Source organism: Eubacterium ramulus ATCC 29099 (assembly GCF_000469345.1).
Taxonomy (GTDB): Bacteria; Bacillota; Clostridia; order Lachnospirales; family Lachnospiraceae; genus Eubacterium_I; species Eubacterium_I ramulus.
This window is the reverse complement of sequence record NZ_KI271096.1, coordinates 55,825-70,844: the sequence shown is the minus strand read 5'-3', so window position 1 is coordinate 70,844 and position 15,020 is coordinate 55,825. Positions and strand designations below refer to the sequence as shown.

The 15,020-nt window shown below is 49.3% G+C and carries 15 protein-coding genes and 1 pseudogene; all 16 read right to left on the bottom strand.

The annotated features are described in order from the left end of the window. Positions 1-2: 2 nt before the first annotated feature. The 16 genes and pseudogenes from HMPREF0373_RS03505 to cobI all read right to left on the bottom strand — a co-directional run bounded on the left by HMPREF0373_RS03505 (position 3) and on the right by cobI (position 15,012). A complete protein-coding gene (locus HMPREF0373_RS03505) occupies positions 3-359 on the bottom strand; it encodes a bifunctional adenosylcobinamide kinase/adenosylcobinamide-phosphate guanylyltransferase (RefSeq protein ID WP_021738219.1) in 357 nt (118 codons plus the stop codon). Between the two features lie 7 nt (positions 360-366). Then, a complete protein-coding gene (locus HMPREF0373_RS03500) occupies positions 367-1,116 on the bottom strand; it encodes an adenosylcobinamide-GDP ribazoletransferase (protein ID WP_044962727.1) in 750 nt (249 codons plus the stop codon). A 26-nt stretch (positions 1,117-1,142) separates the two neighbouring features. Further along, positions 1,143-1,700: a bifunctional adenosylcobinamide kinase/adenosylcobinamide-phosphate guanylyltransferase gene (locus tag HMPREF0373_RS03495; protein WP_021738217.1), complete on the bottom strand. Its 558-nt coding sequence runs from the start codon at positions 1,698-1,700 to the stop codon at positions 1,143-1,145. 18 nt (positions 1,701-1,718) lie between these two features. Further along, entirely contained in the window at positions 1,719-2,771 is a 1,053-nt protein-coding gene (gene cobT / locus HMPREF0373_RS03490; protein WP_021738216.1) for a nicotinate-nucleotide--dimethylbenzimidazole phosphoribosyltransferase, read from the bottom strand. After that, complete coding sequence (locus HMPREF0373_RS03485; RefSeq protein ID WP_044962776.1) at positions 2,768-4,189, bottom strand: cobyrinate a,c-diamide synthase; 1,422 nt, start codon at positions 4,187-4,189, stop codon at positions 2,768-2,770. The genes cobT and HMPREF0373_RS03485 overlap by 4 nt, the downstream gene beginning before the upstream one ends. 117 nt (positions 4,190-4,306) lie before the next feature. Further along, positions 4,307-6,415 carry a precorrin-6A reductase gene (gene cobK / locus HMPREF0373_RS03480; RefSeq protein WP_021738214.1) on the bottom strand — a complete coding sequence of 703 codons (2,109 nt, stop codon included), beginning with the start codon at positions 6,413-6,415 and terminating at the stop codon, positions 4,307-4,309. Next, positions 6,412-7,140, bottom strand: a complete 729-nt coding sequence (gene cobJ, locus HMPREF0373_RS03475) for a precorrin-3B C(17)-methyltransferase (RefSeq protein WP_021738213.1) — start codon at positions 7,138-7,140, stop codon at positions 6,412-6,414. The genes cobK and cobJ overlap by 4 nt, the downstream gene beginning before the upstream one ends. Positions 7,141-7,173: 33 nt before the next feature. After that, positions 7,174-8,256 carry a cobalt-precorrin 5A hydrolase gene (locus HMPREF0373_RS03470; protein WP_021738212.1) on the bottom strand — a complete coding sequence of 361 codons (1,083 nt, stop codon included), beginning with the start codon at positions 8,254-8,256 and terminating at the stop codon, positions 7,174-7,176. Then, a pseudogene (cobM, locus tag HMPREF0373_RS03465) lies at positions 8,256-8,999 on the bottom strand (precorrin-4 C(11)-methyltransferase); the annotation flags it as partial. The pseudogene cobM and the gene HMPREF0373_RS03470, both read right to left, overlap by 1 nt. Positions 9,000-9,026: 27 nt before the next feature. Beyond that, a complete protein-coding gene (cbiD, locus tag HMPREF0373_RS03460) occupies positions 9,027-10,286 on the bottom strand; it encodes a cobalt-precorrin-5B (C(1))-methyltransferase CbiD (protein ID WP_049946806.1) in 1,260 nt (419 codons plus the stop codon). A gap of 41 nt (positions 10,287-10,327) precedes the next feature. Then, entirely contained in the window at positions 10,328-11,221 is an 894-nt protein-coding gene (locus tag HMPREF0373_RS03455) for a LysR family transcriptional regulator (RefSeq protein ID WP_021738209.1), read from the bottom strand. After that, complete coding sequence (locus HMPREF0373_RS03450; protein ID WP_021738208.1) at positions 11,221-11,928, bottom strand: class II aldolase/adducin family protein; 708 nt, start codon at positions 11,926-11,928, stop codon at positions 11,221-11,223. Before HMPREF0373_RS03450 ends, HMPREF0373_RS03455 begins: the two co-directional genes overlap by 1 nt. A 74-nt stretch (positions 11,929-12,002) precedes the next feature. Then, positions 12,003-12,617 (bottom strand): hypothetical protein, encoded by a 615-nt coding sequence (locus HMPREF0373_RS03445; protein ID WP_021738207.1) that lies wholly within the window; start codon positions 12,615-12,617, stop codon positions 12,003-12,005. Between the two features lie 125 nt (positions 12,618-12,742). Then, positions 12,743-13,474: an ABC transporter permease gene (locus HMPREF0373_RS03440; RefSeq protein WP_021738206.1), complete on the bottom strand. Its 732-nt coding sequence runs from the start codon at positions 13,472-13,474 to the stop codon at positions 12,743-12,745. A gap of 3 nt (positions 13,475-13,477) precedes the next feature. Next, on the bottom strand, positions 13,478-14,320 hold the full coding sequence (locus HMPREF0373_RS03435; RefSeq protein WP_021738205.1) for an ABC transporter ATP-binding protein: 843 nt from the start codon (positions 14,318-14,320) through the stop codon (positions 13,478-13,480). Beyond that, entirely contained in the window at positions 14,317-15,012 is a 696-nt protein-coding gene (gene cobI / locus HMPREF0373_RS03430; protein WP_021738204.1) for a precorrin-2 C(20)-methyltransferase, read from the bottom strand. The genes HMPREF0373_RS03435 and cobI overlap by 4 nt, the downstream gene beginning before the upstream one ends. Between the last annotated feature and the right edge of the window lie 8 nt (positions 15,013-15,020).

The window sequence follows — 15,020 nt, the reverse complement described above, 5'->3', positions numbered from 1 at the left end:
GTCTATTTTATGCGGGTTCCGATTCCACAGGTCACACGGTATACTGCCTCTGCCTGCTTTGCCAGTTCACAGCCTATCCGTCCGGTACGCTCCCGCCATGCACGTTCAAATGCATCCATGGGAACGACTCCGCAGCCCAGTTCATCACATACAATGATCTGATCCGGCTCCTGTGCCAGTTTCTCCCGCAACTCCTCTTCTATATTTTGCTCCGCTTTCATACAGTTTTTCACCCATTCATGAAACTGTGGAACTATGGTTCTTTCTCTTCCGGCTTTCTTTTCCTGCTCCCGAAGACTTTCTGCAAATTTCTCTTTTCCCTGATAAGCCCCACCGATCACAAGTATCATATCAAACATACCTCCTTTATTGCAAAATCACCACATACGCCATGGTAAGTTCACAGATCTGCTGAAAAAATCCCTGAATATCTCCGGTGATACCACCAAAAGTTTTTATAGCCATCCGCCTGCAGCAAAGGCATACCACAACTGCAACCACTGCGGCCTTTGTTCCACGCAGCGGATCAATCAGAAGCATTCCTGCAATGCACAGCAGAATTTCAATCACCAATACGATCTGACACCGTTTCCGGTCTGCTGCCTGTGCAAAAGTGGCCGCCAGTCCGCTGTTTTTTGCACAGGGAAACGTGCAGATGCCAAATCCGTTCAGGGCACGGCTCAGGATAAAGCCCACTGCCAGAACCCCGATATCAGCTGCCTCGGCCTCCGTCCAGATTCCGAAAGACGCCAGGAAGTAGCTACAGCACACAATGATGGCAAATGCGCCCGCATGGGAATCCTTCAGGATCTCCAGCCTGCGCTCCCGGGTCTGCCAGGAACTTAACGCATCTGCCGTATCCAGCAATCCGTCCAGATGGATGCCGCCGGTCACCAGCACCGGGATCAGAACTGCCACCGACGCCCTCAGCATCACACCAAATCCAAGCTGATCACTGACCCGGAACCACAACCAGACCAGAACCCCTGCTACTGCTCCGACCCATGGAAAAAAGCAGAGCACATTTTTCATATTTTCTTTGTTCCATTCAATGTGTGGCATCGGTATTTTCGAATACATGGAAAATGCCACAACAATACTCTCCAGAACCTTCATCTGCCAACACTCCTTTATGTATCTGTTCATCTGTTATTTTTGTCATTTTTGTCCGTAAAGTCTCTTTTCTCACCTTTGACACAAATGGGAATACCGCACACCACTTCATAAACATAATCTGCCATGGCCGCAGCTTCCAGGTTCACTTCCCCAAGGATTTTCCTATACTGCTCTGTTTCCGGATCATACGTCACACCATCCGAAAAAATATCGTTGGTGACAATGACCAGATGTGCGGCAGTCCCGGCCAGATGATGCAGCCCGCATTTTAATACTTCGCTGCAGTCTGCACCTCTGCCCTCCGGTGCAAACACCTCATTCGCCACGAGATTGGACATACATTCCAGCAATGCCGTGCAGCCCGCAGGCAGACAAACTGCTTCCAGATGTGTCCCCTGTTCAATGGTTTCAAAACCTTTCCCGCTTCTAGCCTTCCGGTGTTTCGCAATTCTTGCCCGGCTTTCCTCGTCAAAAGCCTGCATCGTTGCAATGTAACACTTTTCTTCCGCCGGCAGTTCCATGCAGATCGTTTCTGCAAATTCGGATTTTCCACTGCCGCTTCCCCCTATTACCAATACTATCATTCCTGTTTTATCGCTTTCTTAATCCAGCGGCTGATACTCAACAATATCCGCCTGTACAAAGGTACTCATTTTGTGATAAATATCTGATGCAAAATCAAGGATCGGGAACAGTGCCACCGCGCCGCTTCCCTCTCCGAGTCTCATCCCACAGGTGAGAAATGCATCTTTCTCTAATGCCTTCAGTAAAATATTTGCGCCCGGCTCCTCTGAAACATGGGATGCCAGAATATAATCCGCACATTCCGGTACCAGTCTCACCGCTGTCAGAGCCGCCACCTGGGAAATAAATCCATCCATTACCACCGGCATCTGCTGTGCAGCACCGCCAAGAAACAGGCCGCACATTCCGGCAATATCCAGTCCGCCGACTTTTGCCAACACATCTAGTGGATCCTCCGGATCCGGCTGATTCACTGCAATGGCCTGTTTTATCGCATGTATTTTCCGCTGCAATCCGTGGCTGGAAAGCCCGGCACCACGACCGGTGACGGTCTCCACATCCAGTCCCAGATATACTGCTGTCATGGCACTGCTGGTAGTAGTGTTGCCGATTCCCATCTCTCCGGTTGCCAGCATTTCATACCCTTGCGCATGGAGTTCTTCTGCTTTTGCAATACCAACTTCAATGGCTGCAACAGCCTGTTCCCTTGTCATGGCAGGCTCTTTCGCCATATTTTTCGTTCCATAAGCGATTTTTCGTTTTTCCACCCGTGGGGTATCCACTGCCATGCCGATATCCACCGGACAGATCTTTGTTCCGGCCCGTCTGCACATGATCGCTACGCAGGATTTTTCATCCAGGAAGTTCTCCGCAACCGTCGCCGTTACTTCCTGCCCGCACTGGGTCACGCCTTCCTCTACCACACCATTATCCGCACACATGATGACCAGTGCTTTCCGATCAATATGCACATCTCCGGTGCGCTGGATTCCCGCAATCTGGATCAATGCTTTCTCCAGCCGCCCCAGACTTCCTAATGGTTTTCCAAGTCCGTCCCAGTGCTGCTTTGCAGCCGCCATGGCAGCTGCATCCACCGGACGGATCTTTTGCATCGTCTCTTCCAGTGTCATCCTTTATACCTCCTGCATGTATCTACAAAATTTAGTGCAAACTCCGGGTTGGAATAATAATATAGATGTGGAAATCCCGCCGCATAGCTGCTTCCTGCCTGCATACAGTCCCATCCACGGCTGCGCATCGGTTTTGCCGCATGAAATGCGTTTCCATTATCCGAACTGTCAAAATAATGAAATTCATGGGCTCTGATACAGTCTCCCGCTCTGCCAAGCATCTGATCCTGTTCAGCTGTCAATTCCACATAGCCAAAACGTCCCAGCTTTCCGGTATAAAAAGCTTTTCCGCTCAAAATCCCTGCCATTGGCCAGTGCTTTTGCTCCATATCCTCCATGCTCTCATGCAGATACATAAAGCCGCCACACTCTGCCAGATACGGCAGTCCTCCGGCAATCTGCTTCCGTATATCCTGCAGCATTCCGGTGTTCTCACTGAGAGCCTGTGCATATAGTTCCGGATATCCGCCTCCGATCAACAGTCCCTGTAACTTTTCCGGAAGTTTTCTGTCATGCAGCGGAGAAAAATACAGGATTTCCGCTCCCAGCTGCCGCAACAGATCCAGATTATCCTCATAGTAAAAGCAAAAAGCTTCGTCCCGGGCGACACCGATACGAATTTGCGGTATCTCATTGTTTTCTAAAGTAGACTTCGTAGTATAGGTCTCCGGTAAAAACTGTTGCAGCGGCTCCCAGGAAAGCGCCGATGCATCTTCTGCCAGCCTGAGAATGGCATCCAAATCCAGTGTCTGCTCCAGAATCTCTGCCAGTTTCTCAATCCGCTCCTGCAGATCCGTCAGTTCATCCGGTGTCACCAGGCCCAGATGCCGGCTCTCAATCACGCAATCCGTCACCTTCGGCACATATCCAAGCACCGGGATCTGACAAAGATCCTCAATCATAGGGCGTAGCTGCCGGCACATAAATTCCGATGTCTGATTCAGAATGACGCCCCGGATATGAGATTCCGGCTTCATCTGCTGAAATCCCCGGATCAGAGCCGCTACAGACAGACTCATCCCCCGCATATTGATCACAAGAATCACCGGTGTATCTGTCACATCCGCCAGTTCCCAGGAAGAGGCCACGCAAGTCACACCTGCAACCCCGTCATAAAATCCCATAACGCCTTCCATTACTGCCAGATCTGCATTCTGTGCATGCGTACCAAACAATGCACAGGTCAGATCACGCCCGGTAAAATATGTGTCCAGATTCCGGGATGGCACACCCAGAACTTTGGTATGAAACAACGGATCGATGTAATCCGGTCCGCACTTGAATGAAGCCGGCTGCAGACCTCTGTTTTTCAATGCCTGCAGCAGACCACAGGTGATCAGCGTCTTGCCGCTGCCACTGTTTGGTGCCGCCAGCATAAACCGCGGAATCTTTACACCTGCTCCCCCTTTTTCATTCATACTGCATATTCCCCCATTTCTCATTCCTGTTTTTCCTAACATAAATTTTCAAGTCGAACGCACGTGAGATTTGGTGCGTGAATCTGGTCAGCGAAAGCTGACATATTCTTCTCAGAATCACATTTTTCCACCAAAAGAAATCACATATACAGGATTCTGTCCCATCATCAGATGATAAGCTCCCAATTGTTTTGCCTTTCCAATATTCACAGAAGCGATATCCACATCACAAATCTCCCACTCCTGCAGTAAAGCAGTGATTTCCGCCAGTGTTTCCAGTGCGATACAGTTGATCACAATCCGGATCTGCGGATTTCGTTCCCGCAGCCAGCCAATGATCTCCCGCATGTTTCCACCGGTTCCGCCTAAAAATGCATGGGTTGGCGTCTCAAGATCCACAAAGGCATCCGGTGCTTTTCCGTGAATGACCTGCAGATTGGATACCCCGAACTTTCTGCTGTTTTCCCGGATCAGTGCCACAGCCTCTTCCTTCTGTTCGATGGCATATACAATCCCACGGTCTGCCATGCAAGCAGCCTCGATGGAGATCGATCCGGTTCCGGCTCCCACATCATACACAACAGAATCCGCCTGAAGCTGCAGTTTCGACAGAGAAATGCTGCGTACTTCCTCCTTTGTCATTGGCACTTTTGCCCGAATAAACGCTGCATCCGGAATCCCATGAGTGACTACCGGCTCTGTGTGATTTTTCTGTTGTAAGAGCACCACACTGACACCCTCCACAGAATATGCGGAAAAATCTGCCGGAACACCGGTCGTAATGGATTCCTCCGGATAACTCAGATTTGTCCCTACTGACATAATAAGATCTGTCCGTCCATACTCCAACAGAAAATCTGCAAGTTCCCGGATACTCTTGGCATCTGAAGCAAGGGTAAATACCTTACCGCTTTTCTTCAGTGCATCTAAAAGATTCAGACTGCGCCCGTGCATACTGGTCAGCAGCATATCATCCCAGGAAGTCTGCAGCTTTGAAGCAAAATAAACACCGCTGGAAATTCCGCAGATAAAGCGCAGCGGATAATCCGCCAATGCTTCCTTCAATTTCTTTGCTCCGCTGTAAAATCCCACATCTCCGGACAGTGCGATCACAATACGGCTGTATGTCGGATGGTTCCGGATATAGTCCGCGATCTGCTTGCTCTCATACATGGAAACCATCGTTTTTCCATCACAAGCACCGTTTGCTGCCATACCGGCAATATCTGTTCTATTTTCCTTTTGGAGTTCCGGACAATTTCTCGACACAGACCAGTGCGCCAGACTGTTTTTCACAGCTTCCAGCATACGCTTTGCGCCAATAATACAATCTGCGTCCCGGCAGGCGCAAAATCCTTCCAGTGTCATACTTTCCGGTGCACCCATTCCAATGCCAAGCAACGTGATTTCCGGCTTCGTTCCGGTCACTGAATGCTCTTTCTGTTTTTTGTGATATTCCTGCAAAATCATAGTTTCCACTTCCTCCAGCGAATATCCGCTTTCCTGCATCGGACGGATGATCACCACGCAGGTGGCTTTCACATCTCCAGCCGCCTGCACTTTATCTGCAAACCCGCCGGCTGCCCCGGATTCCTTCGTTACCAGAAAATCTGCTTTTGTCTCCCGCAGCATCGCCGCATTCAATTCCCTCGAAAACGGTCCCTGCATGCAGATCAGCTGTTTTTTCTGCAATCCGATGCCCTCTGCCACTGCAAATGCCTCTTCCTGCGGAAGCACTCTTGCATACAGACGCTTCTTGTCTGTGATCTGTGCCGCAATCTCCGGCAGTTCCTTCAACCCTGTGGTCAGAAAGATATTTCCCTGTTGTGCCTCCAGCCAATCCGCCGCTTCCTGACAGGATTTTACGGTTACGATGTGATCATATGCTGACAAGTCCAGCGGTTTACGCAGCAGCCGGATATAGCGTGCCCCGGCTGCTTCACACGCCCGTTTCAGATTTTCCGTCACATCCACTGCATGGGGATGTGTCGCATCGATCACCGCCTGCAGCCCCGTTTTCATCAGTTCCAGGATACAGGCCTGCATCTGTATTTCATCCATCCTGCCGGTATGAACCCGGATCTCCTCTGTCTGCTCCAGCAATTCTTCGCCATATGCCGTCGCCACGCAAAACAATGCCGGAATCTGATTTTTCTGAAAAAACTCTGCCAGCTGCCGCCCCTCACTGGTTCCGGCAAACACCAGATAGCTTATCGCTTTTTTCATACCCGGTATCCCCGCGGAGTCACCATACAGCCGTTGATCTCCCTGGTCTGGGAATTTCCGATAAATACTGTAGTAAACATATCTACCTGCAGATCACGCAATTCTTTTAAAGTATAAATATGCTTCTCTTCCCCGTCTCTGCCAATCTGGCTGACCGTTGCGCACACCAGCGTCTCCGGCTGGTACTGTAAAATCAGATCACAGGCTTTCTGCAGATAATCATGACGCTTTTTACTGGAAGGATTATACAGGCAGATTACAAAATCCGCTGCTGCCGCTGCCAGCAGACGTTTTTCAATTTTCTCCCAAGGTGTCAGCAGATCACTCAGGCTGATCAGTGCAAAATCATGGATCAGCGGTGCTCCAAGAACTGCCGCTCCGCCGATAGCTGCGGTCACTCCCGGTATACACTCCACTTCCACATCCGGATACTCCTGTCCGATTTCAAGCATCAGTCCGCTCATACCATAGACTCCGGCATCTCCGCTGCAGATCATAGCCGTTGTCTTTCCTTCTTCTGCCTTTTCAAAAGCCATACGGCAACGCTCTACTTCCTGTTTCATCGGTGTCGTCAGGAACTCTTTTCCTGCAAAATGCTCCCGCACCAGATCTACATAAACGGTATATCCGATAATAACATCACAGGATTCCAGTGCTTTTACCGCACGGATCGTCATCTGTTCATATTCCCCCGGTCCAATTCCAACTACATATATTTTTTTCACGCTCTGTATTCCTCCATATCTTTTTTGTATTCCTTATGTTTCCAACAATGCAACTGTCACACCGTTTCCTGCCTGCTTTCTGCAAATCCATTTCGGATTCTTTCTTTTCTGTTCTTCCAGGGCAGCCACTGCCGCACGTTCACAGACATTCCCGACACCGGTTGTCTGTTTCACAAAATCAGACAACGCATACGCTCCGGGCACCTGCAAAAGTGTTTCCGCAGAAAATGTCACGAACGGAACTTTCCATGTTTCTGCCAGCTGACAGATTGCCCTCTCATGCGTTTTCAGATCGATCGAGGCAATTTTGCAGATACTCTCCGGTGCAATCTGATACTGTGCCAATACACGGTCCACCTGCTGCGCAAGTTCTTCCGGATCCTTGTCCCTGCGGCAGCCGATGCCGAGAACTACCCGCTGCGGAACCAGCCGAAGTACATTGGTCTGCCATCCACTGTGCACAGACACCACAATACCTGCGATCTGCTCCTGTTTTCTTCGCTCTGCCGCATTCCAAAATGCTTCTTTTGCCTCAAACCTGTTAAATTCCTCCGGCAACGCAGCAATATCCACATATCCGGGCTCTGCATAAAAAGGAAGCGGCTCTCCGGTCACAAACACAGCCGCTGCATATTTTGCCAGCGTCCGGTCCGTGATCTGAAGTCCATGTCTGACAGCCCATACATCCACTGCAAGACGCCCGTTGACATCAGACGCTGTGGTAATCACCGGATCTGCCTGCAATCCCTCTGCCAGAAACTGCGTCCAGGCATTCGCGCCTCCCAGATGTCCCGACAAAAGTGAGATCACATGTCCGCCCTGTTCATCTGCCACAAGCACCGCCGGATCTGTATATTTGCTGTCCAGAAAGGGTGCTATGGTTCGCACGGCTATCCCGCATGCTCCGATAAAGATCAGCACCTCCGACTGTTCAAATACGGTCTCACACCAGGCCTGCAGTCCCTCTGTCACCGGATAGATATCCGGATGTGTCTCTGCTACCTGCGATCTGCCACTGTATCCTGTCACTGCCGCGCGGTCACCGATCACCTTCCGCATCCGGCAGAAAAGCTGATATCCATTTTCCGTAAAGGATACGATCCTGACTCTGTCCATCACTGTTTCGCTTTTCTGAATTCTGTGGTAAATTCCGGATGATACAGCTCGGATCTGTCATAATTCGTATGTGTCACTGCATCACCGATGATCATCAGGGCTGTCTTTGTGATATTGTGTTCCTTTGCGGTCTGTGCCAGCGTTCCGACGGTACAGATATATTTTTCTTCCTCCGGCCAGGTCGCCTTATATACAATGGCTGCCGGTGTATCCGCTGTGTACCCTCCGGCAATCAGTTCCTTTGAAAGTTCCTCCAGTAAGCCGGTACTGAGGAACACAACCATCGTTGCATGATGCGCTGCAAAAGAAGCAATACGTTCCCGCTCCGGCACCGGTGTCCGTCCTTCCATACGGGTAATGACCACGCTCTGTGACACATTCGGAAGCGTATATTCCAGATTCAGGGCTGCTGCAGCTCCGCAAAATGCGCTGACACCCGGGCAGCTCTCATATGGAATGTTCTTCTCATCCAGTCGATCCATCTGTTCACGGATCGCGCCATAAATACATGGATCACCTGTATGCAGACGAACAATCATTTTCTGCTCTGCATGAGCCTGCTCCATCACTTCCAGCACTTCCTCCAGTGTCATCGTCGCACTGTTATACACTTCGCATCCTTCTTTTTTATAGGACAGCAGCTCCGGATTAACCAAAGATCCCGCATAAATAATCACATCTGCCTGCTCCAGCAGATTTTTTCCTCTGACGGTGATCAGATCCGGTGCACCGCTTCCTGCTCCTGATTTTTATCTCTTATCTTTTCTGTATTATAACTGCGTCTTTCGTTCTTTTATCAGATTTTCCAACAATCGCTCAGCCTGCGTTGTCCGCCCAAGCTCACCCATCGCATTGGAATACAGCACGGCACCGATGATCAGCTGCCCCTGTGCCCGGTGGTTCAGATAATATTCCACCTGCTGTGCCACAAGCTGCATGGTATCCGTCCAGTATGGGGTCTGTTTTAAAACAGCAAGTCCTTCATCCGTTGTAACTGCATCCAGTATCTGCTTCGCTGTCCGGACATCCGCTCCTGCCCGCAGGGCATTTGCTGCAAGAATCTCCATCCTTGCATCTGCATCTCTGGAATGGGTGTTCATGATACCACCGGCTACTTTGATAAATTTTCCGATATGCGCTACGAATAAAATGCCTTTCAGTCCCATATTTACAGCAAAATCAATGGTCTGTCCTACATAATTACTGCATTTTACCGCTTCATCAGCATCAAAGGGAAAATGACCGGACAGATACTGCAGTCCATAATTGCCCGGTGCCACCAGCAGATATTGTTTTCCGCCGGAAGCTTTCTGCTTCATCTCCACTTCAATACTGGAGATCAGTGCTTTTTCACTCATAGGTTCCACGATGCCGCTGGTTCCGAGGATTGAGATACCGCCCTGTATGCCGAGTCTCGGATTAAAGGTTTTCTGTGCTGTCTGCGCCCCTTCCGGTACCCGGATACACACTTCGATTCCGCCACAATAACCATGTTTTTCACAGATTTCCTGCACGGCTTCCGTGATCATACGCCGGGGCACTTTATTAATGGCAGGGGCTCCCACCGGCTGTTCCAGACCCGGCAGTGTGATTTTTCCAACCCCTTCTCCGGCAGTAATTCCCACCACTGCAGTTTCCGGTTTTTCCTGCTGCAGCAATTCTGTCTGCCGGCAATCTCCCTGCATCTGTTTTGTATGTAAAAATACCTGCTGCAGTGCCCTGGCCTCTCCCCTGCTGCACAACCGCACGGTTGCATATACCAGCAATCCGCTGGTCACATCCGGATCATCGCCGCCGTCCTTTTTGATCGCACAGGACACACAATCCTTTTTCCGGCTAATGTCCAGCACTTCCAGCCAGAGACGGATTCCTTTTGGGGGCAGCAGTTCTACAACCGGAAGTTCTTTCCGCTCAAACAGCATACTGGCCGCTGCCTTTGCCGCTGCTGCCGCACAGCTGCCTGTGGTATACCCAAAGCGCATTTTTTTCTGATCTTTGATAATAAAATAATCTTCCAATCCGGTTTTCATTTTGCCCGCACCCAGCTCCTCTCTCTTTGACTTTTTCTCTTCTATTGATTTTCCTCCAGAAACGGCAGGATTTTTTCCAGGGACGGATTCTCTGTCTGCGGCATCCATGCTGCAATAATATCAATGGTATCCTCCGGTCCGCCAAATGGCACTGACACAAGCCGCCCTCTTGACTGCAATGGAATCGACAGATAGGATGGCAGAATCGTCACCCCCATATTTGCTGACAGCATCAGAAGAATCGTCTCCACATCCTCGATCTTTGCCACCACATTCGGATGATATCCCCGCTTCCAGAATGTTTCAATGATCCGCTTGTCCTCACCGATCTCACTTTCCGGTGTGCAGGCAAGGATCAGGTTCTCGTCCTTGAGATCTGCTCTCGTCACATACGGCTTCTGTGCCAGGACATGTGTCCGTGGAAATACGGCTGACATCCGCTCCGTGCTCAGTCTGCGCACTTCCACATTCTGATAATACCGCTCTTCAAACATCGGCATCAGCACCAGGTCCAGATCTCCGTTTTTCAACATTTTTAACAGCATGGAGGGACTCTGGTTCGTAAACTTCATGGCAATATTCGGATATTTCTCATTAAACGCCTGAATTTTTTCCGCCAGTCCCGTATTGCCGATGCCCACGGAAAATCCGATTTCCAGTGATCCGATCACTCCGCTGGATGCCTCCCTGGTACGCTCCACCGCCGTATCGATTCGGTTCAGTATTGAAGATGCCTCCTGCAGAAATACTTTTCCTGCCGGAGTCAGAACAACTTTTTTCTTTGTCCGCTCAAACAGGCTGACTCCCAGCTGTTCTTCCAGTGCCTTGATCTGCTGAGTTACCGCCGTCTGGGAAACATACATGGATTCCGCTGCTTTTGTAAAATTCAGTTCATGGGCAACGGCAAGAAAATATTCCAACTGTCTGCTGTTCATTACTGATTGTCACCTTCCGGTTCATTATATTTGACATATCCCGGATGTCTGCCCGGAATCTTGTATCCATTGTTACGCAGATCGATCAGCGCATCAATCTTATCCTGCGGCATGTCCGGTGCACCACCCAGCAGATGGATATACAGCGAAGTTTTTGCAAACATCTCCAGCGATTCCATCCTGAAGTAAGCTCTGGTCAGACTGTCTCCCACCGTCAGTGCTCCGTGATGTGCCAGTAAAATGGCATCATGATCCTGAAGAAACGGTGCGATAGAATCCGGCACTTCATCTGTGGATGGCTGTGCATACGGAGCGATCGGAACTGCACCGAGATTTACGATAAATTCCATGGCCTGATACCCATCCAGTGCACGCCCCATGGACGCATAGCTTGTTGCGATCGGCGGATGAGCATGTACCACTGCCTTTACATCCTCACGTTCCGCATAACACCGGAAATGCATCTTCATTTCGGAAGATGGTTTGTAGCCTTCTGCCGCAGAGATCACACTTCCGTCCGCAGCAAGATGCACCAGGATCTCCGGTGTCATGGCTGCCTTGCTGACACCGGATGGAGTACACAAGAATGTACCGTCCTCTAATTTTACGGAAACATTTCCATCATTTGCTGCCACGATCCCACGCTGCCACATTTTATGGCAGACATCACAGATTGCTTCCCGTTCTTTCATTGCATTCAATTCCATAGCTGCTCCTCATATCTTTCTAAATACTTCAATTTTGGTAAAATGACGTTTCTATTCACAATATATAACGTTATTTATTTTCCCGTCTTTTTGTGCGGGGTATAATCCCGGTTTCTGCGTTTTGCCACAAAATGATTCAGAATTCCACCGCCTACAATGATAATGGCAGCCACCACCAGTACACGTTTTGCCGCTTCCTGTGGAAGTGCTCCCTTACTTTCAATCGAATCCGCATAAAAGGTCAGTGCATAAGCAATCTCATGAGGTGTTCCCATAGCGGTAGTATCTGCAATGACAGACATCTCACTGTCAAATGCCGTCACTGGAATCGTAAAGGTGGAATACCCGTTCTCATTGGTATTCTCATTTAAAATTTTCTCACCATCCACGATCATATAATCATAATTAGAGCTGCTCCACTGCAGTTTTGCATATGCTTTGCCATCTTTCACCAGAAAAACGGTCGGCGATACCACCGTTGCCTTTCCGCTTCCTCCGGTCATGGACACATCAATGGCATATTCCCCATCTTCTTTGTCCACGGACAATGGCTCCGCCTGAACTGTCCGGCACAGGCAGACACCAAGCAGCAGACAGCAGCAGACTCCCATCAGGATCCGGTGCCAGATTCCGGTTACTCCCGTCTTCTGTTCTTTTCCTTTTCCTCTGAATCCCGTCTGTTTTTCCATATTCAGCTTCCTTTCCCTGTATTTTTATTCCGATATTTCTGTTGTAAAGCAGACATTCGCAATCCGCTTTCGCTGCTTGCTCATGAACGCAGCTACTTTGCGACCTGCGTCCATAAAGACGATGTTTACAGATTCTTCCGCTTGTAAATAAACCAAAAGGAAAGTGTCAGAAATACCGCCAGATAAATTGCAAGGATCAGAATTCCAATCGGATTGATGGCTTCTCCTTTTGCAATGCTCCGGATCATAGCACTTGTCTGTGACAACGGCAATGCACCGATGACCTGACGGATGCCTTCCGGCATATTATCCATAGCAAAAAATGTATTACACAGATAAGACATCGGCATAATGACATAATTGGAAAACCGCGGCACATCCGTATGATTTTTCGCAATAAAGGAAACTACCACGGCAATCGTTGAAAATACTGCCCCGTTCAAAAACATGATCAGAAAAGAAAATCCGTTGAATATTACTCCGGTATGAATCGGCAGGACCAAAAGCATGATCACACATCCCGCATACAGTCCCCGGAGACTTCCGGCAATCACCTGGCCTACAATAAACTGCCAGAGCGGTGTCGGTGAGATCATTACCTGATCAAAAGCCTTCTCATACAGACGCTGCACATTCAGATTCTGTGCAATGGCATTAAAACTGCCTGTCATCGTTGTCAGTGACACTACACCCGGAATCAGGAAATTCAGATATGGTTCTCCGTGGGACACCATCTGGATTCCCATTCCAAACACGATCAGATACATCAGCGGTGCAATCATTGCCGCCAGAGTGATTTTGTAAAAATCTCTGCGGAACTCCGTCCATTTTTCCCATAATACTGTTATAATTCCCATTGACTACCGCTGCCTCTCTTTCCGCTCTGCCCGTGCCACAAAGACATCTTCCAATGTGGTATTGCGCAAAGCAGTCTGACCGGTCAGTCTGCTCAAATGAGCAATAGCATCTTCTCTGTTTTTAAAATAATGACTTTTCAGCCCATCTGATGTCATCTCATCCACTGCAAAATGTCCCAGCTGTTCCACCATTTTCTTTGGTTCACTGACTTCTTCCAGTCTTCCACGATCCATAAATGCTACCCTCTGGCACAGACTCTCCGCCTCTTCCATATAATGGGTCGTAAGAAGGATCGTAAGATTGTGGTCATTGAGCTGGCGCAGCAGATTCCACATCTGCCGTCTGGAAAGAGCATCCATACCAGCGGTTGGCTCATCCAGCAGCAGGATCTCCGGCTCTGTCAACAAAGCCCGGCAGACCATCAGTTTTCGTTTCATACCACCGGAAAGTTTTCGCACTGTCCTTCTGCGGAAATCGATCAGGCCACAAAATTCCAGCAGTTCTTCTGTCTTTTCCCGGATTTTTTTCCGGGGCATAAAGTACAGCCGTCCCTGATATTCCATCACCTCATCCATCGTCATGTCCTGACGCATGGAATACTCCTGGGTAATGACACTGATTTTTCGTTTCAGTCCGGGATTTTTCCGTGAAAGCACTTCCCCGTCCACCCGGATCTCGCCTTCCGTAGGCAGAAGCAGGGTGGACATCAGGCTGATTGTTGTAGTCTTTCCGGCTCCGTTTGGCCCCAACAGGCCAAAAAATTCACCGGTTTCGATCCGCAGGTTCAGATGATCCACCGCAGTAAACGTATCAAACTTTTTCGTAAGATCTGACAGTTCTATCATTTTCCGGATTCCATCTCTTTCGCAATGATCAGGGAATAGTATCCGGCATCATCCGGGATTTCATCCACACTGCGGTATACATGTTCCGTCTCCATTCCACAGTTTTCCACCATGGACACCTGCTTTCCGGTCTCCCGCAAAATCTCTTTTACCTGTTTCATCTTCTTTCCGGATTTCATAAATACATAATTACCTTCGGCATCCGGAGTATCACCCAGACGGTGAACAGCAGGTACGATATGCAGAGTCTGATTCCACTCAACCAGCGGCTGGTTTGTTCTGGCCGCTGCTGCACAGAAAGAAGTGATACCACTTACCAGCGCAGTCTCATAACCATCATCTTCCACACGTTTCTGCAAATAGGAAAATGTAGAATAGATGGTCGGATCTCCGAGGGTCAGAAACACGATATCTTTTCCCTGATCCAGTACTTCTTCCAGTGCTTTTGCTCCCTTTCTGTGATTTTCCTCCAGTTCCTTTGCATCGTGTGTCATTGGCATATAGATAGAAAGCAATTCTTTGTCTGCCAGTTCCGGCACCGCCTGTACAGCGATCTGGTACGCAACAGTTTCCTTTGCCTCTGCCCCCGGTACTGCAATCACCTCATTCTCGCGGATCATACGAACCGCCTTCAAAGTCATTAATTCCGGATCTCCCGGACCTACTCCTACCCCGTATAAAATTCCTCTCATGTTTCTTA